Consider the following 17,416-nt stretch of genomic DNA (forward strand, 5'->3'; position numbering starts at 1 on the left):
GCTAATGATATTTTTTTCCAAATGTTTGCAGGAATTTCATTATAGCTTCTCTAAATAGAGCACTATGAAAACTTTATTATGAAGGGATGTTTTTCATCATGGTTACAAATCGAGTTGTCTTTTTAACAGGTGCTGCAAGTGGTATTGGTTATGAAATGGGAAAGGCTTTTGCAAAAGAAGGTGCAAAAGTTGTGATTACCGATCGACTTGAAGAACGTGCAAAAGAAGCTGCTGAACAATTACAAAATGAAGGTTTTCAAGCTATCGGTTTAAAATGTGACGTTACATCTGAAGAGGAAATTACAGCAGCAATTTCTCAAACAGTTGATCATTTCGGTTCATTACATATATTAATTAACAACGCAGGAATGCAACACGTTTCACCCATTGAAGACTTTCCAACTGAAAAGTTCGAGCTACTAATTCAAATTATGCAAATTGCTCCGTTTATCGCAATTAAGCATGCCTTTCCGATTATGAAACAACAAAAATATGGTCGTATTATTAATGTCGCTTCTATTAACGGCCTTGTCGGATTTGCTGGAAAAGCTGCCTACAATAGTGCAAAACATGGCGTAATTGGATTAACAAAAGTTGCTGCTTTAGAAGGTGCTACGCATGGTATTACTGTTAATGCCCTTTGCCCTGGTTATGTCGATACCCCTCTTGTACGTAATCAACTACAAGACTTAGCTACTACACGAAATGTACCACTTGAAAATGTTTTAGAAGATGTTATTTATCCACTCGTCCCACAAAAGCGCTTATTACAAGTACAAGAAATCGCTGATTATGCGATGTTTTTAGCGAGTGAAAAAGCTAAAGGTATAACAGGACAAGCTGTTGTTATAGATGGTGGTTATACCGCTCAATAAAAATAAAGTTTGCTCAAGAAGAGCAAACTTTATTTTTATTCCCGAGGATCTTCGTACTTTAGTAATTGCCGCGGGAGCTTCTCAATTGCAACAATTACCCCCTCTAGTTTACTTTCAATACGGTGGAGTAAATATAATGTTACAACAATCGGAAACCCTACATTACCTATCATCTTGATCCACTCTTCCATCCTCTTCCCCTCCTTTCATTATATAAGTAAGAGAAAACACTGCATTTAGGCATAAAAAAACAAGCTATTATGTATTAGCTTGTTTTTCAAATAATGATGCAATTTCTCGTTTATAGTCCCCGCGTATAATACCTTTCTCAGTAATAATTCCTGTAATTAATTCATTCGGCGTTATGTCAAATGCTGGATTATAAACATCCGTTCCAATTGGTGCTACTTGTTTTCCAAAGATTTTCGTAACTTCTGTTTCATCTCTTTCTTCAATAATAATTTCAGCTCCAGTTTCTTTCGTAACATCAAATGTTGACAGTGGAGCAGCAACGTAAAATGGGATATTAAAGTGCTTTGCTAAAATAGCTAAATTCATTGTCCCTATTTTATTTGCCGTATCTCCATTTGCGACAATTCGATCCGCCCCTACAATAATTGCATTTATTTCTTTCGTTTGAATAGCATGAGCTGCAGTATTATCTGTAATAAGGGTCACATCAATATTTGCTTGCTTCAATTCCCAGGTCGTTAAGCGACCACCTTGTAAAACTGGTCTCGTTTCACACGCATATGCATGTAAACGCACACCTTTCTCTTTTCCAATATAAAAGGGAGCTAATGCAGTTCCATATCTGGCAGTTGCAATACTTCCAGCGTTACAGATTGTTAAAATGTTATCGCCATCTTTAAAACATGTTAACGCATATTCCCCAATATTTCGGCACACCTCTTCATCTTCCTGCTGAATGCGAAGCGCTTCTTCTTCTAATGTTTTTTGTGCTTCTTTTATTGTAGTAATCTCTCGAATAGATTCTCTCATACGATCAATTGCCCAAAATAAATTTACTGCTGTCGGGCGTGACGTTCCTAAATAATTACAATCTCTATTAAACTTCTTTTGAAATTCTTCAATATGTACAGTGTTATATTTTTTTGATGCAAGCGCCAAGCCAAATGCAGCTACAATTCCAATTGCAGGCGCTCCTCGTACTTCTAACATTACGATGCTTTTCCAAACCTCTTCAATAGTCGTCAATGTTTTGTATTCTGTGCTATGCGGCAATTTCGTTTGATTTAATACCGCAATTGCATCACCTTTCCAGCTTACAGATCTCGGAACAGTAACAATTGTACTCACGCTTTTACGCCCCCTGAAACTGTCTGTTGAAATAATATTCGAAACAGTTGAATATCAGCACTTTTAGATTCATATTTTATTAGTTCTTTACCTAAGGATAGCGCTTGTTTCTTAGCTTGAATTCTTGTTTCTTTATTTTCTATTTCATCTAAATCTGCTACATGAGCTAAACCAATTGTTCTACGAATCAGTTCACATCCGGCAAATCCAACTGCATCAGTAAAGATATTTTGCAAAATAATTGGTAACCATTGTTTTTCTTTCGTATATGCTTCTACACCTTCTCCAATCCATAACTTTGTAAAAGTTTCTACAAAATAACTCCACGTCTTTTCTATATGGAAAAATAGTACACTTCTTTTTTCTTCTTCTCTAGATAAAGCATTTAATAATAGATTTGCAATAAATTGACCTATGTCAAATCCAAATGGGCCATATGTCGCAAATTCTGGATCAATCACTTTCGTTTCAGAAGGTGACGAAAAAATACTACCAGTATGTAAATCACCATGAATAAGAGTTTCTTTTCTTGTTAAGAACTTATATTTATATTGTGCTACTTTTAGTTTTAAAGTTTTATCACTCCAAAGTTCATCAACCACGAGCTGTAAATCTGGCTCATAATCATTTGTATCATAATGTCCAAACGGATCTGTAAACACTAAATCCTCTGTAATTTTACAAAGGTCCGGATTTACAAAGGTACCTTCTAGTACCCTCTTCTCTTCTGACTTTAAACCAAAATCTGAAGTATAAAATAAAACATGTGCTAGAAAACGGCCGATATGCTGGGATAAAAGCGGATATTCTTCTCCGTCTATTAATCCTTTTCTTGTAATTGTTAGTCTTGATAAGTCTTCTATTACCGTTATCGCTAACTCTTCATCATGACTGTACACTACTGGAACATAATCCGGTACATACTGCGCAAAAATTTGTAATGCCTTGCTTTCAATCGTTGCTCTTTTTATAGACAATGGCCAGCTTTCACCAACTACTTTCGCATAAGGCAGTGCTTGTTTTATTATAATTGATTTCTCTCCATCATCTAATTTGAACACGTAATTTAAGTTTCCGTCTCCAATTTCATGACAAACGACATTTGCCTTCGCTTCAAAATAGCCATGATCTTTCGCATATTGTACAGCTGTTATTTCTGTTAATGAATAATATCCCATCGTCTTCTCCCCCTTTTTAAATTCAGAGGTTTTTCTAACATAGAAAAACCTCTTTCCACTAAGAAAGAGGTTTGAAGTTTATCTTCTCCCCTCTTATCTGCCAGAAAGTTTTACTTTCTGCTGGAATTAGCACCGTGCCTTTTGGCGTAATAAACGCCCCATTTCACAATGGTATTACGGTCGGTTGCTGGGCTTCATCGGGCCAAATCCCTCCACCTGCTCTTGATAAGAGTTGTATAATTTTTTGAATTTTTAACTTTATGTTGAAGACTATACCAAGAATAAAAATCACTTGTCAACATTTTATTTGTATAATTCTGGACGGCGATCCGCAAAAACTGGAATTCCTTTACGTACTTCTTTAATTTTCTCGAATTCAAGCTCTCCAAATAAAATTGATTCCTCTTCATTCGCCTCTACTACAACTTCACCCCAAGGGTCCACAATTAAAGAATGACCCGCAAATACATTATTTGGATCCTTTCCTGCTCTATTACACGCAACAACATAACACTGATTTTCAACTGCTCTTGCTTGCAATAGCAAACGCCAATGTGCTAAACGAACTAATGGCCATTCTGCTACAACAAATAATACTTTTGCCCCTTTAGCAGTATGGACACGCATCCACTCTGGAAAACGAATATCATAACAAATTGTTCCAGCGCATTCGACATCATCTAGCTTAAATTCGCCCGTACCATTACCGGCTATTAAATATTTATGTTCATCCATAAGCTGAAATAAATGTACTTTACTATATTCGTTGACTAGCTGTCCTTCATTATTTACAACATACATCGTATTTGTAACGCCTTGCTCTGTTTGCTTTGCTATAGAACCACCAACAATATGTATATCATATTGCTTCGCCCATTCTATTAACTTTTCTTTCGTTTCCACTCCATCCCTATCTGCAATTTCAGAAAGTCTCGTTAAATCATATCCTGTTGTCCATAGTTCTGGTAAGACGATAACATCTGGCCTTTCCTTCATAGCTTCGCTTATTTTATTTTTAGCATTCTCAATATTTTTTTCTACATCTCCAAAAACAATATCCATTTGAATACATGCGACTTTCATTTTTTCAGCCCCATTCTTATTTTTTTCTTTACAAAATACTGGAAAGATTATATCATTTGTCACTAGAATTGTAACAACTTTCAAAAGAGGTGGAAAGTATGAAATTATTTCAATCTTCTGAGATAGTAACATCATTGCCAACACAATTTTTCGCTTCACTTGTTGCAAAAGTTAACAAAGTCGTTGCAGCTGGTCACGATGTTATTAATCTAGGTCAAGGTAATCCAGATCAACCAACACCGCAGCATATCGTAAAAGCTTTACAAGATGCTGCCGAAAAGACCATTCATCATAAATATCCGCCATTTCGCGGACATGAAAGCTTAAAGGAAGCCGTGGCTACATTCTATAAACGTGAATACGGCGTCGAATTAAACCCAAAAACTGAAGTTGCTATTTTGTTTGGCGGGAAGGCTGGACTAGTAGAATTACCGATTTGTTTTACAAATCCTGGTGATACGATTCTCGTTCCGGATCCAGGTTATCCAGATTATTTATCCGGGGTTGCTTTAGCAAAAGCACACTTTGAAACAATGCCGCTTATTGCAGAAAATAACTTTTTACCAGATTATACAAACATTGATGACTCTATTGCAGAGCGTGCAAAATTAATGTTTTTAAACTATCCAAATAATCCTACCGGTGCTACTGCATCAAAAGATTTTTTTGATGCAACCATTCACTTTGCTAATAAACATAATATATTAGTTGTTCACGATTTTGCTTATGGCGCTATCGGATTTGATGGTCAAAAACCTGTTAGTTTCTTGCAAGCAGATGGTGCGAAAGATATAGGAATTGAAATTTACACATTATCAAAAACTTTCAATATGGCTGGCTGGCGCATCGCTTTTGCTGTAGGGAATGAAAGTGTGATTGAAACAATTAACCTATTACAAGATCATATGTATGTTAGTATATTCGGTGCAGTTCAAGATGCTGCTCGAGAAGCGCTATTAAGTTCACAGTCTTGCGTAATAGACCTTGTAAATAGTTACGAATCTCGAAGAAACGCTCTTATTTCAGCCTGTCACTCAATTGGTTGGAATGTAGACATTCCAAAAGGATCATTCTTTGCATGGCTTCCCGTTCCAAAAGGATATACCTCTGAGCAATTTTCTGATATTTTACTAGAAAAAGCACATGTCGCAGTTGCTCCTGGTGTTGGATTTGGTAAGCATGGGGAAGGGTATGTCCGTGTTGGTCTCTTGCATGCAGAAGATAGATTACGGGAAGCCATTAATCGAATTGATAAATTAAATTTTTTCAAAAAGTAATTGACAACACGAAAAATATCTGACAAAATTCAGTTATCTTAAAAATTTAAACATTTCTAAATACTTCTTATCAAGAGCAGGTGGAGGGACGAGCCCGACGAAACCCGGCAACCGATCTACAATTGTAGACACGGTGCTAATTCTCGCAGCATTACGCTGACAGATAAGGAGCTGGTTGTAAAAAAACCTCTCCTTAGCTGAGAGGTTTTTTTATTTAACTAGGAGGTTATAACAATGAGCGGAATTATAGCGACGTATTTAATCCATGATGATTCACATAACTTAGAAAAAAAAGCTGAGCAAATTGCACTCGGTTTAACAATTGGCTCTTGGACTCATTTGCCACACTTATTGCAAGAACAATTAAAGCAGCATAAAGGCAACGTCATTCATGTTGAGGAATTAGCTGAACATGAATATACCAATTCGTATTTACGTAAAAAAGTAAAACGCGGAATTATTAAAATCGAATATCCGCTATTAAACTTCAGTCCAGATTTACCAGCGATTTTAACGACTACATTTGGAAAGCTATCACTTGATGGCGAAGTAAAACTAATTGACTTAACTTTTTCAGACGAGTTAAAAAAACATTTTCCTGGTCCAAAATTCGGGATAGATGGTATTCGAAATCTTTTACAAGTGCATGATCGTCCCCTTTTAATGAGTATTTTTAAAGGAATGATTGGACGAAACATTGGGTATTTAAAAACGCAATTACGCGATCAAGCAATTGGTGGTGTAGATATAGTAAAAGATGATGAAATATTATTTGAAAATGCATTAACACCACTTACGAAACGCATTGTATCTGGAAAAGAAGTTTTACAATCTGTCTACGAAACATACGGTCATAAAACGTTATATGCCTTAAATTTAACAGGACGAACTTTTGATTTAAAAGAAAATGCTAAACGTGCAGTGCAAGCTGGAGCTGATATTCTATTATTTAACGTATTTGCTTACGGACTAGATGTACTACAATCACTTGCAGAAGATGATGAAATCCCAGTTCCTATTATGGCACATCCTGCTGTAAGTGGTGCTTATTCAGCATCCAAGTTATATGGAGTTTCATCACCATTATTACTTGGAAAGCTACTACGTTATGCTGGGGCTGACTTTTCATTATTCCCATCTCCATACGGAAGTGTTGCGCTAGAAAAAGAGGAGGCTCTTGCTATCTCAAAATATTTAACTGAAGACGATGCATTTTTCAAGAAGAGCTTTTCTGTTCCGTCTGCTGGTATTCATCCTGGTTTCGTTCCCTTTATTGTACGAGATTTCGGTAAAGATGTTGTTATTAATGCTGGCGGCGGGATACACGGACATCCAAATGGAGCGCAAGGCGGCGGTAAAGCTTTCCGTACTGCAATTGATGCTACTTTGCAAAATAAACCACTCCATGAAGTAGACGACATAAATTTGCATAGTGCACTACAAATATGGGGAAATCCCTCTTATGAGGTGAAATTATGAGTATTCAAGTATTTTGTGATTTCGATGGCACGATTACAAATAATGATAACATTATGTCCATTATGGAAAAATTCGCACCACCAGAAGCCGAAGAAGTAAAGAATAAAATTTTATCACAAGAACTATCCATTCAAGAAGGTGTTTCTCGATTATTTCAATTAATACCTACTAATCTGCACGATGATATTATTCAATTTTTAATAGAAACTGCTGAAATCCGTAGTGGTTTTCATGAGTTTATACAATTCGTAAAGGAAAATAACATTTCTTTTTACGTGATATCAGGTGGAATGGATTTCTTCGTCTATCCACTCTTACAAGGAATCATTCCAAAAGAGCAAATTTATTGTAATGAAACAGACTTTTCAGCAGAGTTTATTACAGTTAAATGGCCTCATTCTTGTGATGATCATTGTCAAAATCATTGCGGATTATGTAAATCATCATTAATCCGTAAATTAAGTGATACAAATGACTTTCATATTGTAATTGGAGATTCTATTACTGATTTACAAGCCGCGAAACAAGCTGATAAAGTATTCGCTCGCGATTTTCTTATTACAAAGTGTGAAGAAAATCATATTGCTTATACACCGTTTGAAACATTTCAAGATGTGCAAGCTGAATTAAAGCTTTTGTTGGAGGTGAAGGCATGAAACAACTTTTTCGTCAATGGTATGACTTAAGCGAGTTAAAAAAAGAGTTAACAACACGAAATTGGTTTCCAGCAACAAGTGGTAATATTTCTATAAAGGTTAGCCATGAACCACTTACTTTTCTTATTACAGCAAGCGGTAAAGATAAAACAAAAACCACTCCAGATGATTTTCTATTAGTAGATCATGTAGGAGTTCCCGTTTTAGAGACTGAATTACGCCCTTCAGCAGAAACAATATTGCATACACACATTTATAACAATACGAATGCCGGGTGCGTACTTCATGTTCATACAACTGATAATAATGTCATCACAAATTTATATAGTGATGCAGTCACCCTTCAAAATCAAGAAATTATTAAAGCACTCGATATTTGGGAAGAAGGTGCAACAATTCAAATTCCTATTATTGAAAACCATGCCCATATCCCAACGCTTGGAGAAAACTTCCGAAAGCATATACAAGGAGATTCGGGTGCAGTATTAATCCGTAACCACGGTATTACTGTATGGGGCCGAGATAGCTTTGATGCAAAGAAGAGATTAGAAGCTTATGAGTTTTTATTCCAATTTCATATAAAACTATTATCAATTCAAGGAGGCGTTTCTAATGGCGCAAATTCGTATTCATGAAGTAAATACTCGTATTGAAAATGAAGTGGAAGTATCTAAATTTCTACAAGAGGAAGGCGTTTTATATGAGAAATGGAATATTTCTAAACTTCCTACTCATTTAAATGAAAATTATTCGTTAACAGATGAAAACAAAGCTGAAATATTAGCTGTGTTTTCAAAAGAAATCGCTGATGTTTCAGCACGCCGTGGTTATAAAGCACATGATGTAATTTCACTTTCAAATAGCACCCCTAACCTTGACGAATTATTAATTAATTTCCAAAAGGAACACCATCATACAGATGACGAAGTTCGCTTTATCGTCAGTGGTCATGGCATTTTCGCTATTGAAGGTAAAGATGGGAAATTCTTTGATGTTGAACTTGAGCCAGGCGATTTAATATCTGTTCCTGAAAATGCAAGACATTATTTTACCTTGCAAGATGATCGCCAAGTTGTAGCTATTCGTATTTTTGTGACAACTGAAGGCTGGGTTCCAATCTATTAAGGTAGTTAGTTGAATAAAAGGACTTGGACCCCCTTTTCCAAACTTTTATTCACTCTACATATATACATCCTCCTATGGAACAGGCTTATTTCATTTTGAAATAAGCCTGATTTTTTATTTACTTGAAAGTACTATTTCATCACAAATTTAACACCTTGATTTTTCAAGTGCATTTTTCGAACATTTTTTGAACATTTATTGAATTTTTTCTGAAAATTCTGTTTTATATGTGATATACTACAATTAACTAAGAAGGAAAATAATATCGCAAACAGAGGGGGATAATCATGAGCTTACTTATCGCACTTATACTTGGAGTTACATGTGGAGCATTTCCTGTTATTTTAGGAGCTATTATGGAAGAGTTAGAAATTGGTGTTTTAGGATTTGTCGCATCTTGTGTAAGCGCTTTATTATTTGGTTTATTCGGCGCTATTCCTGTTTCAATTCTGTGTGCTTTTTATATAATACGCCATGCTCGTACAAAACAATTTGGCCCTAATCACATCGCACAAATTATCCCGTTCCCGGTTGAACGATGCCGCCGGGCTTCTAACTTATAATTATAAAAATTAAAGATGACTAAATAAATAAAAGTCCTCATTTGAGGACTTTTATTTATTTTCTTCTAGAAATTGAAACAATTCTTGTAGATGTAGGGCATCTTCACCATAGCTAATAGATACATAAAATATGCCGTCAATCTCAGCTTGCATATAAAGATCCACTCCATCACGATCATATTTCAATGCTAAATAAAACTCCATTTCTTCTAACATCTTTTTTGAGGCTCGAATTACATAATGCCCCTTCTCATCTCTTCCATATTCAAATTCTGGTTCAAAATCATATTTTTGTTTAAAAGCTTCTTTTTGTCTTTCATTAATTTGCATACAAGTAGCTCGCTGTACAGTATCAATCATCTCATCAAACTTTTGAAGGTCCACCTCGTTTACCCCCTTATATATTTTTTATATAATACTTGTGTTCCACTATTTTCTTCGCCATCCTTAATTAACTCTTCATACAATTCTTTCGCCAAACTTAAGCCTGGGACTGGTAATTGTAATTTTTCTGCTTCCTCTAAAGCAATTTTCATATCTTTCATAAAATGCTTTACATAAAATCCTGGCTCAAAGTCTCCTTTTAACATTCGAGGAGCTAAATTACTTAATGACCAGCTACCTGCTGCTCCTGTTGAAATACTCTCTAACACTTTATCTGGATTCAGTCCAGCCTTCTTCGCGTAAGCAACAGCTTCACATACTCCAATCATATTGGAAGCAATGGCAATTTGATTGCACATTTTTGTATGTTGTCCACTCCCAGCTGGTCCTTGTAATTGAATGTTTGTTCCTAACTTTTCAAGTAAAGGTAAGCATCTATCATATATTTCTTTCTCTCCACCTACCATAATTGCGAGTTTTGCTTCTTTCGCGCCAACATCTCCTCCTGAGACAGGTGCATCTAACGTATATATTTTTTTGCTTTTTGCAACTTCATTAATACGTTTTGCTAAAGTAGGTGTAGATGTCGTAAAGTCAATTGCTATCGTACCTTCTTTTGCATGTTCTATAATTCCTTCTATACCAAAATACACTTCTTCTACATCATGTGGATATCCAACCATTGTCATTACAATATCAACTTGCTTCACTAACTCTTTTGGCGTATTACACCAATTTGCACCAGCTTGCACTAAAGAATCTGTTTTTGCTTTCGTTCTATTATATACATATACTTTATGACCATCTTGCATTAAGTGATAAACCATACTTTTTCCCATTACGCCAATACCAATGAAACCTATTGATACAGTTTTATGTTCCATTTTCTCATCCCCTTTGTTCTAATAAATCATTTACCATCTTTCGGAACTCTTTATTAAAGTCATCATCCATACTATTTTTCACATTTGAAAATAACATAACAAAAATTCCTTTTTCTTTATTAAAATTATTGAAAGTGTTCCAACCAGATAACACACCATGATTATGAAAATAATCTGGATATATATAAAAACTAAATGCATATTTCCGTTCTGCTGAAGGCGAAAACATTGCTTGTATACTTTGTTCAGAAAGAAGTTTTCCATTTATAATTGCTTCGTCTAACTTCTTCATATCTCCAACTGTCGTATACATCTCACCACAACCATATAGCCAATCCATGCCTAACTTCTGCGCTGGTACAAGCTCTTTATCTTTTTTCACATAACCCTTTGCAAAATTTTTATCTCCAGGTACCATATTTCCCATACCGGATTCATGCATATCTGCTTTTATAAATATGTTTTCTTTTATGTAATCTCCTAAAGGTTTTTTGAAGATATGTTCTATTATATAAGCAAGAACCATATAATTATAATCTGTATATCTCCAACCTGTTCCTGCAGGAAATTCTAAATTTTGACGTCCAATCCAATTAATTAACTGTAAACGGGAAGCAGCATTCACATTTCCTTTCGCATGTTCAGGTAAACCAGAGGTATGCGTTAATAAATGATATAGCGTAATATTTTTATTCTCCGGAAATGAAGGAATATATTTATTTACATTATCTTGAATATTCAATTTACCTTGTTCTTGCAACTGTAAAATAGATGTGGCAACAACTGTTTTCGTAATAGAACCGATACGATATTTTGTTTGAGGCGTATTTTCTATTTTATTTTGAACATCAGCATACCCATATCCTTTATTCAATATAACATGCTCTTTATCTGTTACCAAAACTGTTCCATTAAATTGCTTTCCGACTAAATATTGATCTAATTTTTGAGATATGCTAGCATAATCAATTTGTTGCTCTTCTTTTTCTTCTATATTCCCTTGTACTTCCGATTCAATAGTAGGATTCACTTTAGTTGTTAATACAGTGTTTTCCTTTATATTGGGGCTAACAAGAAAATAGTATACTCCGCCGCCAACTATAGCAGACAGTGAAGCCATCACCATTACTTTTTTTATCATATTGATCCTCCATAATTCCTTCGCTAAAAATTATCCCCCCTATTCTATTATCAAACAATAAAAAAAAATCGCAACAATTTGTTGCGAAAAATTACATTTTTTCTTTTCTATACACACATACTTGATTCTTTCCATTTTTTTTCGCTTCATATAATGCAATGTCCGCTCGTTGCATTAATTCTTCTCTTGTAGTTCCTTGTTCATATAACGCAACTCCAAAGCTAGCTGTTAACTTCGAAATTCCAGTAAATTGCTTTGTTTCAATAAAGAATCGTAATGACTCCGCAACTTGAAATGCTTCCTTTTCTACTGTATTTGTCACTAATATAATGAATTCTTCTCCTCCCCATCTTGCAAATACATGTTGCTGCTCCACTTTAGATTTCATAAGCTCTGCAAGTTGTATTAATGCTAAATCGCCAAAATCATGACCATATGTGTCATTAACTGTTTTAAAATTATCTATATCAAATAAAATGATTGCTATTTTCTCATCACTACGTATTACCTTTTCCCATTCTACCTCTAGTATTTGTTGAAACTTTAAACGATTATAAATCTCTGTCAATGAATCTATCATAGCAAGTCTTTCTTGTTCTTGATAGATTTCATCTAATTCTGTAATTTCCGTGCACTTTACAATAAATCTTGATAAATCTTCTGGCAATGGTGTCGCACGTAATAGAAAAGTAGATACTGCCCCTTCATAATTTAACATCTTAATTCTTCTACCACTAGATAAAGTATCGTCTAGCCATGTTATATCATGCGTCGTCGAGTAGTATCCATTTTCTCTAATAAAATGTTCAGCAAATACTAAATGTTGCTCACGATAGGCAAACAAATTTTCATATCCAAAAAAAGCTAAAAAATTTGTATTACAATCAACTATTTCATCATCTTCTACTATAAATAATAGATCATTTTGAAAATCAAACATCGTTTGAAGCAATTCCTGCTGCAAACTAACTTGCCTTACTAAAGAAAGTTGATACAAACTCTTATTCACTTCCTCTAACACTGCTTGCGGAGTTACAGGAGCTATTACAATATTACGTATTCCTAATGCAAGTACATCTGTGAATTCTTTTGTTATTTGTTGATCCCAAATGACAATGAATGTACTGTGCGGAGTATACATATTCTTTATATATTTTATTTGAGAATAATCTGTTACATACGTAATGATAATGTGTGGTTTCGTTCTTTGAAATAATAGTTCGCCCTCTTCAAAACTATTTGCTATAAACATACATTTTGGATGGATATTTTCTACCGTTTGTTGATGCTTACATCCATTTTCTATATAAAGGACATTTAACTGCAGATCTTGTAACACATTTTGGAAAACCGTATTCTCTAATAAAAAATGTAGTATGTTCATCACTAGTCTTCACTCACTTCATATATCTTGTTCTACTGAATTTCTCACAAACTTTTTTAAAAGACTGGTCTCCAATAAACTTTAATTTGTGAGAGATACATATTAACAAGCTAATTGAGAATGTTATCTTCGCTTTTCACTCTATAAATTCCTTTTTTAGTGTATGATTGTAGGAATTGTATCGTTTGTATGAATGCCCTAGCTAATTTTTAAAACTTGACAATTAAAATAAAGATATTATATTCTTAAATTCGATAACTTACAAAATGTAAGTAGTGTATATTATTTTTTTGAAAATAATTCGATATACAATTTGGAGGATATACAATGACAAACGACAACTTTTTTGACGTTCTATATGAACGCACATCTACACGTGCATTCAACCCAAATAAAGAAATCTCATCTACAGAATTACATGAGATTTTAAAAGCCGCAGCACAAGCACCTTCCGCTTGGAACTTACAACACTGGAAATTCCTTGTTTTTCAAGGCGAAGATGTACAAAAACGATTACACCCAATAGCTTATAACCAACAACAAATTCTTGATGCTTCTGCAGTAGTCGCTATTTTAGGCGATTTAGAAGCTTATAAAAATGTTGAGCCAGTATATGGTCCAATTGTAGAACAAGGATTTATGAAAGAAGAAGCAAAAGAACGCTTAGCTAAAAATATTGAATCTGCATATGCTCGTGAACAATTCCCAAGAGATGCTGCCTTTTCAAATGCATCTTTAGCAGCAATGCAACTTATGCTTGCAGCTAAAGCAACTGGTTGGGATACTTGTGCTATTGGTGGCTTCAATCCACAAGCACTGACAGACGAATTTAACGTTTCATCTCGTTACGTTCCAATTATGCTTATTACAATTGGTGAATCAACTTTAAAAGGCCACCCTGCACCTCGCATGAGCGTAGAGCAAGTGAGTGAGTGGGCAAAATAATAAAAAACGAAGGTAACTACGTTGCCTTCGTTTTTTATTTCCTGTCATACTTTTGTAATATTACTACAAATCATTCGACATTTATACTTATAGAAAAGTATATTCTATTCCCTCCTCATAAATAAACGTGACGTTTTGTGTCGAATTTTGTTAGGGTGTTGAAATATACCCGTGTATTTTTGTTACAATTGTGATACAATGATAACAAATAGATAACAAGAGAGGGATTTTCATTGAGTTCATACGGAAGCTTTATCGCACTTTTATGTTACATAGTAACTGTACTGCTTCTATATTTTATTGGTGATGCCGCAAACATCTCCATTTTACAATTTCCAAAAGAAGAAGCATTTCAATTAGAATCAGAAAAACATACTGCACGATCCATTGTGCCACTACTCCTAGCTCTTCCTGTATATATCATCGTTTTATATAAAAGTAAAAAAGTGTAAAGGCTACCCATTTCATTTATTTCGGTGGTTTTTACATTTTTTTGTTATATTCCCCCTATTTTAAACATCATTCCATACTAAACACCCAGCTAGTCATTTAAAATGAGAAAATCCCCTAGAAAAAATTCCACTCTCTGTCCAGTCACTAACTACCGAACTTACATAGATTATAAGTGTGAAGGGGGTGATGAGGATTATGTTTGGATCATTTGGATGCTGTGATAACTTTAGAGACTGTCATCATCGTGAAAGAGAGTGTGACCATCGCGAACATCGCGAGAAAGAGAGAGAAGTAGTTAGACCACAACAACCAGCTGTATGTAACGTACTTGCTAGCATTTCAGTTGGAACAGAGCTTTCTCTTTTAAGCATTAGAGGTAATGGCACTTTCAATAATGTAATTTTTGAAGGTTTCGCTAACGGTGTTGCTCTTTTCTCTGCTTTAGCTCGTAATAACAAAGATAACAAAGATAACAATAAAGACGATAAGAACAATCAAAATCGAAATACTTTTACTGGTATTTTACGTGTATGCCCAACTGATATCGTTGCAATCGCTATCTAATTCTGTCTCTTATCCTCGATAGTAAGCAAATAAGGTTTACTTTTCTCATAGAAAAAACCTGAGACCGATTTCAAATCGGCTCAGGTTTTTTTATTGATTATATGCTTTTAACTAGTTCAACAACTTCTTCAGCAGTTGACATCATTAATGCTTTTTCTGCTAATGTTTCCATTTCTGCTTTTGACAACTTGCTTAGCTGTGTTCTTGCAGGAAGAATAGATGTTGCACTCATACTGAACTCATCTAAACCTAATCCTAATAATAATGGGATAGCAAGTGAATCGCCCGCCATCTCACCACACATACCAGCCCATTTGCCTTCTTTATGAGCAGCATCGATAACCATTTTTACAAGACGTAAAATAGATGGGTTATATGGTTGGTATAAGTAAGATACTTGTTCGTTCATACGGTCTGCAGCCATTGTGTATTGGATTAAATCATTTGTTCCGATAGAGAAGAAGTCAACTTCTTTCGCGAATTGATCTGCTAATACTGCTGAAGCTGGGATTTCAACCATCATACCAACTTCAATAGAATCAGAAACAGTTGTACCCGCTTCTACAAGTTTCGCTTTCTCTTCTAATAAAATTGCTTTCGCTTGACGGAACTCATCAAGAGTTGCAATCATTGGGAACATAATTTTTAAGTTACCGTATACGCTAGCACGAAGTAATGCACGAAGTTGTGTACGGAACACATCTTGCTCATCAAGACATAAGCGAATTGCACGGTATCCTAAGAATGGGTTCATTTCTTTTGGTAAATGTAAGTATGGAAGCTCTTTATCTCCACCGATGTCAAGTGTACGAACAACGACTGGTTGACCTTCTTTTACACCTTCAAGAACTGCTTTATACGCTTCGAACTGCTCTTCTTCTGTTGGAAGATTGTCACGGCCCATGTATAAGAATTCTGTACGGTATAAGCCAACGCCTTCTCCGCCATTATCGATAATACCTTGTACATCATTTGGTGTTCCGATATTTGCAACAAGCTCAACGTGATGTCCGTCACTTGTTACAGTAGCTTGGTCTTTTAATTTAGCCCATTCAGCTTTTTGCTCTTCAAATTTCGCTTTCTTTTCTTCAAACGAACGAAGAGTTTCTTCTGATGGGTTTACGATTACTTCTCCATCTAAACCGTCAATGATAACGATATCGCCGTTTTGGATTTTCTCCATAACAACTTTCGTACCAACAACAGCTGGAATTTCCATAGAACGAGCCATAATTGCAGAGTGAGATGTACGTCCACCGATATCAGTAGTGAAACCTTTTGCATACTTACGGTTTAACTGAGCTGTATCAGATGGTGTTAAATCTTCAGCAATGATGATTACCTCTTCAGAAATTGTACCAGGATTTGAGAAGTTAATTCCTAGTAAATGTGCAAGAACGCGTTTTGTTACGTCACGAATGTCCGCAGCACGTTCTTTCATATATTCGTTATCCATGTTTTCAAACATAGAAATAAACATTGATGCAACTTCATCCATTGCAAATTCAGCATTTACTTTTTCGCTATTTACTTTATCTTTTACTGGGTTTACTAGTTCTGGATCATTTAACACTAATAAATGTGCTTCAAAGATCGCAGCTTTGTCAGCACCTAGTTCAGCAAATGCGTGGTCCTTAATAGCTTCTAATTCAGTTTTTGCTTTCTCAAGCGCAGCGTCTAAGCGTGCAATTTCTGCAGCTTCGTTTGTAATTGATTTCTTTTCAATGTTAAATTCAGGATTTTCAAGTCTGAAAGCCTTTGCAATAGCAATCCCACTTGATGCAGCGATCCCTTGAATGTTAAGAGTCATTATTCTCCTAATCCTTCGTTTTTCATAGTTTCTTCGATAGCTGCTAGTGCTTGAGCTGCATCATCACCATTTGCAGTGATTTTAATTTCTGCGTTTTGTTGAATGCCTAAAGACATAACGCCCATGATTGATTTTAAGTTAACGTTCTTTCCGTTATACTCTAAGTTAATGTCAGAACCGAATTTGCTTGCAGTGTTTACAAGTAGAGTTGCTGGACGAGCATGAATTCCTGAGTCGCTAGTTACTTTAAAGATTTTTTCCATGATAATTTATCTCCTTTAAATTACAGTATTTT

The 17,416-nt window shown here is 35.0% G+C and carries 20 protein-coding genes and 2 riboswitches; of the genes, 10 read left to right on the forward strand and 10 right to left on the reverse strand.

All coding sequences use genetic code 11. From position 1 onward, the window contains the following. The first annotated feature begins 98 nt into the window (after positions 1 to 98). A complete protein-coding gene (locus BHV55_RS20215; RefSeq protein WP_000258428.1) occupies positions 99 to 875 on the forward strand; it encodes a 3-hydroxybutyrate dehydrogenase in 777 nt (258 codons plus the stop codon). A 35-nt stretch (positions 876 to 910) separates the two neighbouring features. On the opposite strand, the gene BHV55_RS20220 is transcribed toward BHV55_RS20215, so the two are convergent. The 4 genes from BHV55_RS20220 to BHV55_RS20235 form a co-directional block, all read right to left on the reverse strand. After that, complete coding sequence (locus BHV55_RS20220) at positions 911 to 1,066, reverse strand: YvrJ family protein (RefSeq protein ID WP_000393337.1); 156 nt, start codon at positions 1,064 to 1,066, stop codon at positions 911 to 913. A gap of 67 nt (positions 1,067 to 1,133) precedes the next feature. Next, complete coding sequence (gene mtnA / locus BHV55_RS20225) at positions 1,134 to 2,195, reverse strand: S-methyl-5-thioribose-1-phosphate isomerase (RefSeq protein ID WP_000104612.1); 1,062 nt, start codon at positions 2,193 to 2,195, stop codon at positions 1,134 to 1,136. Next, positions 2,192 to 3,373 (reverse strand): S-methyl-5-thioribose kinase, encoded by a 1,182-nt coding sequence (mtnK, locus tag BHV55_RS20230; RefSeq protein ID WP_070756929.1) that lies wholly within the window; start codon positions 3,371 to 3,373, stop codon positions 2,192 to 2,194. The genes mtnA and mtnK overlap by 4 nt, the downstream gene beginning before the upstream one ends. A 90-nt stretch (positions 3,374 to 3,463) precedes the next feature. Further along, positions 3,464 to 3,605, reverse strand: a riboswitch (SAM riboswitch). Positions 3,606 to 3,676: 71 nt separating this feature from the next. Next, positions 3,677 to 4,540, reverse strand: a complete 864-nt coding sequence (locus BHV55_RS20235) for a carbon-nitrogen family hydrolase (RefSeq protein ID WP_000869881.1) — start codon at positions 4,538 to 4,540, stop codon at positions 3,677 to 3,679. Between the two features lie 14 nt (positions 4,541 to 4,554). Between BHV55_RS20235 and BHV55_RS20240 the strand changes: the two genes are divergently transcribed. From BHV55_RS20240 to BHV55_RS20265, 6 genes are all read left to right on the forward strand, one after another. Beyond that, positions 4,555 to 5,733, forward strand: a complete 1,179-nt coding sequence (locus BHV55_RS20240; protein WP_070756930.1) for a pyridoxal phosphate-dependent aminotransferase — start codon at positions 4,555 to 4,557, stop codon at positions 5,731 to 5,733. 64 nt (positions 5,734 to 5,797) lie between these two features. Further along, positions 5,798 to 5,903: riboswitch (SAM riboswitch) on the forward strand. Between the two features lie 64 nt (positions 5,904 to 5,967). Beyond that, positions 5,968 to 7,212, forward strand: a complete 1,245-nt coding sequence (gene mtnW, locus BHV55_RS20245; protein WP_000014192.1) for a 2,3-diketo-5-methylthiopentyl-1-phosphate enolase — start codon at positions 5,968 to 5,970, stop codon at positions 7,210 to 7,212. Then, complete coding sequence (locus BHV55_RS20250) at positions 7,209 to 7,868, forward strand: 2-hydroxy-3-keto-5-methylthiopentenyl-1-phosphate phosphatase (protein ID WP_000027467.1); 660 nt, start codon at positions 7,209 to 7,211, stop codon at positions 7,866 to 7,868. The genes mtnW and BHV55_RS20250 overlap by 4 nt, the downstream gene beginning before the upstream one ends. Beyond that, positions 7,865 to 8,503 carry a methylthioribulose 1-phosphate dehydratase gene (locus BHV55_RS20255; protein ID WP_000811347.1) on the forward strand — a complete coding sequence of 213 codons (639 nt, stop codon included), beginning with the start codon at positions 7,865 to 7,867 and terminating at the stop codon, positions 8,501 to 8,503. Before BHV55_RS20250 ends, BHV55_RS20255 begins: the two co-directional genes overlap by 4 nt. After that, a complete protein-coding gene (locus BHV55_RS20260) occupies positions 8,481 to 8,993 on the forward strand; it encodes a 1,2-dihydroxy-3-keto-5-methylthiopentene dioxygenase (RefSeq protein WP_000057317.1) in 513 nt (170 codons plus the stop codon). Before BHV55_RS20255 ends, BHV55_RS20260 begins: the two co-directional genes overlap by 23 nt. A 287-nt stretch (positions 8,994 to 9,280) precedes the next feature. Then, positions 9,281 to 9,556, forward strand: a complete 276-nt coding sequence (locus BHV55_RS20265; RefSeq protein ID WP_000054659.1) for a hypothetical protein — start codon at positions 9,281 to 9,283, stop codon at positions 9,554 to 9,556. A gap of 51 nt (positions 9,557 to 9,607) precedes the next feature. Here the strand turns inward: BHV55_RS20265 and BHV55_RS20270 are convergent, their stop codons facing one another. The 4 genes from BHV55_RS20270 to BHV55_RS20285 form a co-directional block, all read right to left on the reverse strand. Further along, entirely contained in the window at positions 9,608 to 9,940 is a 333-nt protein-coding gene (locus BHV55_RS20270) for a DUF3909 family protein (RefSeq protein WP_070756931.1), read from the reverse strand. Positions 9,941 to 9,945: 5 nt separating this feature from the next. Next, entirely contained in the window at positions 9,946 to 10,824 is an 879-nt protein-coding gene (locus tag BHV55_RS20275) for an NAD(P)-dependent oxidoreductase (RefSeq protein WP_000400473.1), read from the reverse strand. Between the two features lie 4 nt (positions 10,825 to 10,828). After that, the gene (locus BHV55_RS20280) at positions 10,829 to 11,965 is read right to left on the reverse strand and encodes a serine hydrolase (RefSeq protein WP_070756932.1); all 1,137 of its coding nucleotides are present in this window, start codon (positions 11,963 to 11,965) and stop codon (positions 10,829 to 10,831) included. Between the two features lie 91 nt (positions 11,966 to 12,056). After that, positions 12,057 to 13,349, reverse strand: a complete 1,293-nt coding sequence (locus BHV55_RS20285) for a GGDEF domain-containing protein (protein ID WP_001023189.1) — start codon at positions 13,347 to 13,349, stop codon at positions 12,057 to 12,059. 327 nt (positions 13,350 to 13,676) lie between these two features. On the opposite strand from BHV55_RS20285, the gene BHV55_RS20290 reads away from it, so the two are divergent. From BHV55_RS20290 to BHV55_RS20300, 3 genes are all read left to right on the forward strand, one after another. Next, on the forward strand, positions 13,677 to 14,294 hold the full coding sequence (locus tag BHV55_RS20290; protein ID WP_000180372.1) for a nitroreductase family protein: 618 nt from the start codon (positions 13,677 to 13,679) through the stop codon (positions 14,292 to 14,294). A gap of 233 nt (positions 14,295 to 14,527) precedes the next feature. Next, on the forward strand, positions 14,528 to 14,746 hold the full coding sequence (locus BHV55_RS20295; RefSeq protein ID WP_000100485.1) for a hypothetical protein: 219 nt from the start codon (positions 14,528 to 14,530) through the stop codon (positions 14,744 to 14,746). 196 nt (positions 14,747 to 14,942) lie between these two features. Beyond that, a complete protein-coding gene (locus tag BHV55_RS20300) occupies positions 14,943 to 15,311 on the forward strand; it encodes a DUF3915 domain-containing protein (protein ID WP_000468039.1) in 369 nt (122 codons plus the stop codon). A gap of 97 nt (positions 15,312 to 15,408) precedes the next feature. Here the strand turns inward: BHV55_RS20300 and ptsP are convergent, their stop codons facing one another. Continuing rightward, on the reverse strand, positions 15,409 to 17,121 hold the full coding sequence (gene ptsP, locus BHV55_RS20305; RefSeq protein ID WP_000174207.1) for a phosphoenolpyruvate--protein phosphotransferase: 1,713 nt from the start codon (positions 17,119 to 17,121) through the stop codon (positions 15,409 to 15,411). Next, entirely contained in the window at positions 17,121 to 17,384 is a 264-nt protein-coding gene (ptsH, locus tag BHV55_RS20310; RefSeq protein ID WP_000411080.1) for a phosphocarrier protein HPr, read from the reverse strand. The genes ptsP and ptsH overlap by 1 nt, the downstream gene beginning before the upstream one ends. Between the last annotated feature and the right edge of the window lie 32 nt (positions 17,385 to 17,416).

Source organism: Bacillus sp. RZ2MS9 (assembly GCF_001816185.2).
Taxonomy (GTDB): Bacteria; Bacillota; Bacilli; order Bacillales; family Bacillaceae_G; genus Bacillus_A; species Bacillus_A cereus.

Bases quoted from the DNA above. Each gene is read 5' to 3' on its own strand.
- BHV55_RS20215 (WP_000258428.1), top strand. From the start codon at position 99: ATGGTTACAAATCGAGTTGTCTTTTTAACAGGTGCTGCAAGTGGTATT.
- BHV55_RS20220 (WP_000393337.1), bottom strand. From the start codon at position 1,066: ATGGAAGAGTGGATCAAGATGATAGGTAATGTAGGGTTTCCGATTGTT.
- mtnK (WP_070756929.1), bottom strand. From the start codon at position 3,373: ATGGGATATTATTCATTAACAGAAATAACAGCTGTACAATATGCGAAA.
- BHV55_RS20240 (WP_070756930.1), top strand. From the start codon at position 4,555: ATGAAATTATTTCAATCTTCTGAGATAGTAACATCATTGCCAACACAA.
- mtnW (WP_000014192.1), top strand. From the start codon at position 5,968: ATGAGCGGAATTATAGCGACGTATTTAATCCATGATGATTCACATAAC.
- BHV55_RS20250 (WP_000027467.1), top strand. From the start codon at position 7,209: ATGAGTATTCAAGTATTTTGTGATTTCGATGGCACGATTACAAATAAT.
- BHV55_RS20255 (WP_000811347.1), top strand. From the start codon at position 7,865: ATGAAACAACTTTTTCGTCAATGGTATGACTTAAGCGAGTTAAAAAAA.
- BHV55_RS20260 (WP_000057317.1), top strand. From the start codon at position 8,481: ATGGCGCAAATTCGTATTCATGAAGTAAATACTCGTATTGAAAATGAA.
- BHV55_RS20265 (WP_000054659.1), top strand. From the start codon at position 9,281: ATGAGCTTACTTATCGCACTTATACTTGGAGTTACATGTGGAGCATTT.
- BHV55_RS20275 (WP_000400473.1), bottom strand. From the start codon at position 10,824: ATGGAACATAAAACTGTATCAATAGGTTTCATTGGTATTGGCGTAATG.
- BHV55_RS20280 (WP_070756932.1), bottom strand. From the start codon at position 11,965: ATGATAAAAAAAGTAATGGTGATGGCTTCACTGTCTGCTATAGTTGGC.
- BHV55_RS20285 (WP_001023189.1), bottom strand. From the start codon at position 13,349: ATGAACATACTACATTTTTTATTAGAGAATACGGTTTTCCAAAATGTG.
- BHV55_RS20290 (WP_000180372.1), top strand. From the start codon at position 13,677: ATGACAAACGACAACTTTTTTGACGTTCTATATGAACGCACATCTACA.
- BHV55_RS20300 (WP_000468039.1), top strand. From the start codon at position 14,943: ATGTTTGGATCATTTGGATGCTGTGATAACTTTAGAGACTGTCATCAT.
- ptsP (WP_000174207.1), bottom strand. From the start codon at position 17,121: ATGACTCTTAACATTCAAGGGATCGCTGCATCAAGTGGGATTGCTATT.
- ptsH (WP_000411080.1), bottom strand. From the start codon at position 17,384: ATGGAAAAAATCTTTAAAGTAACTAGCGACTCAGGAATTCATGCTCGT.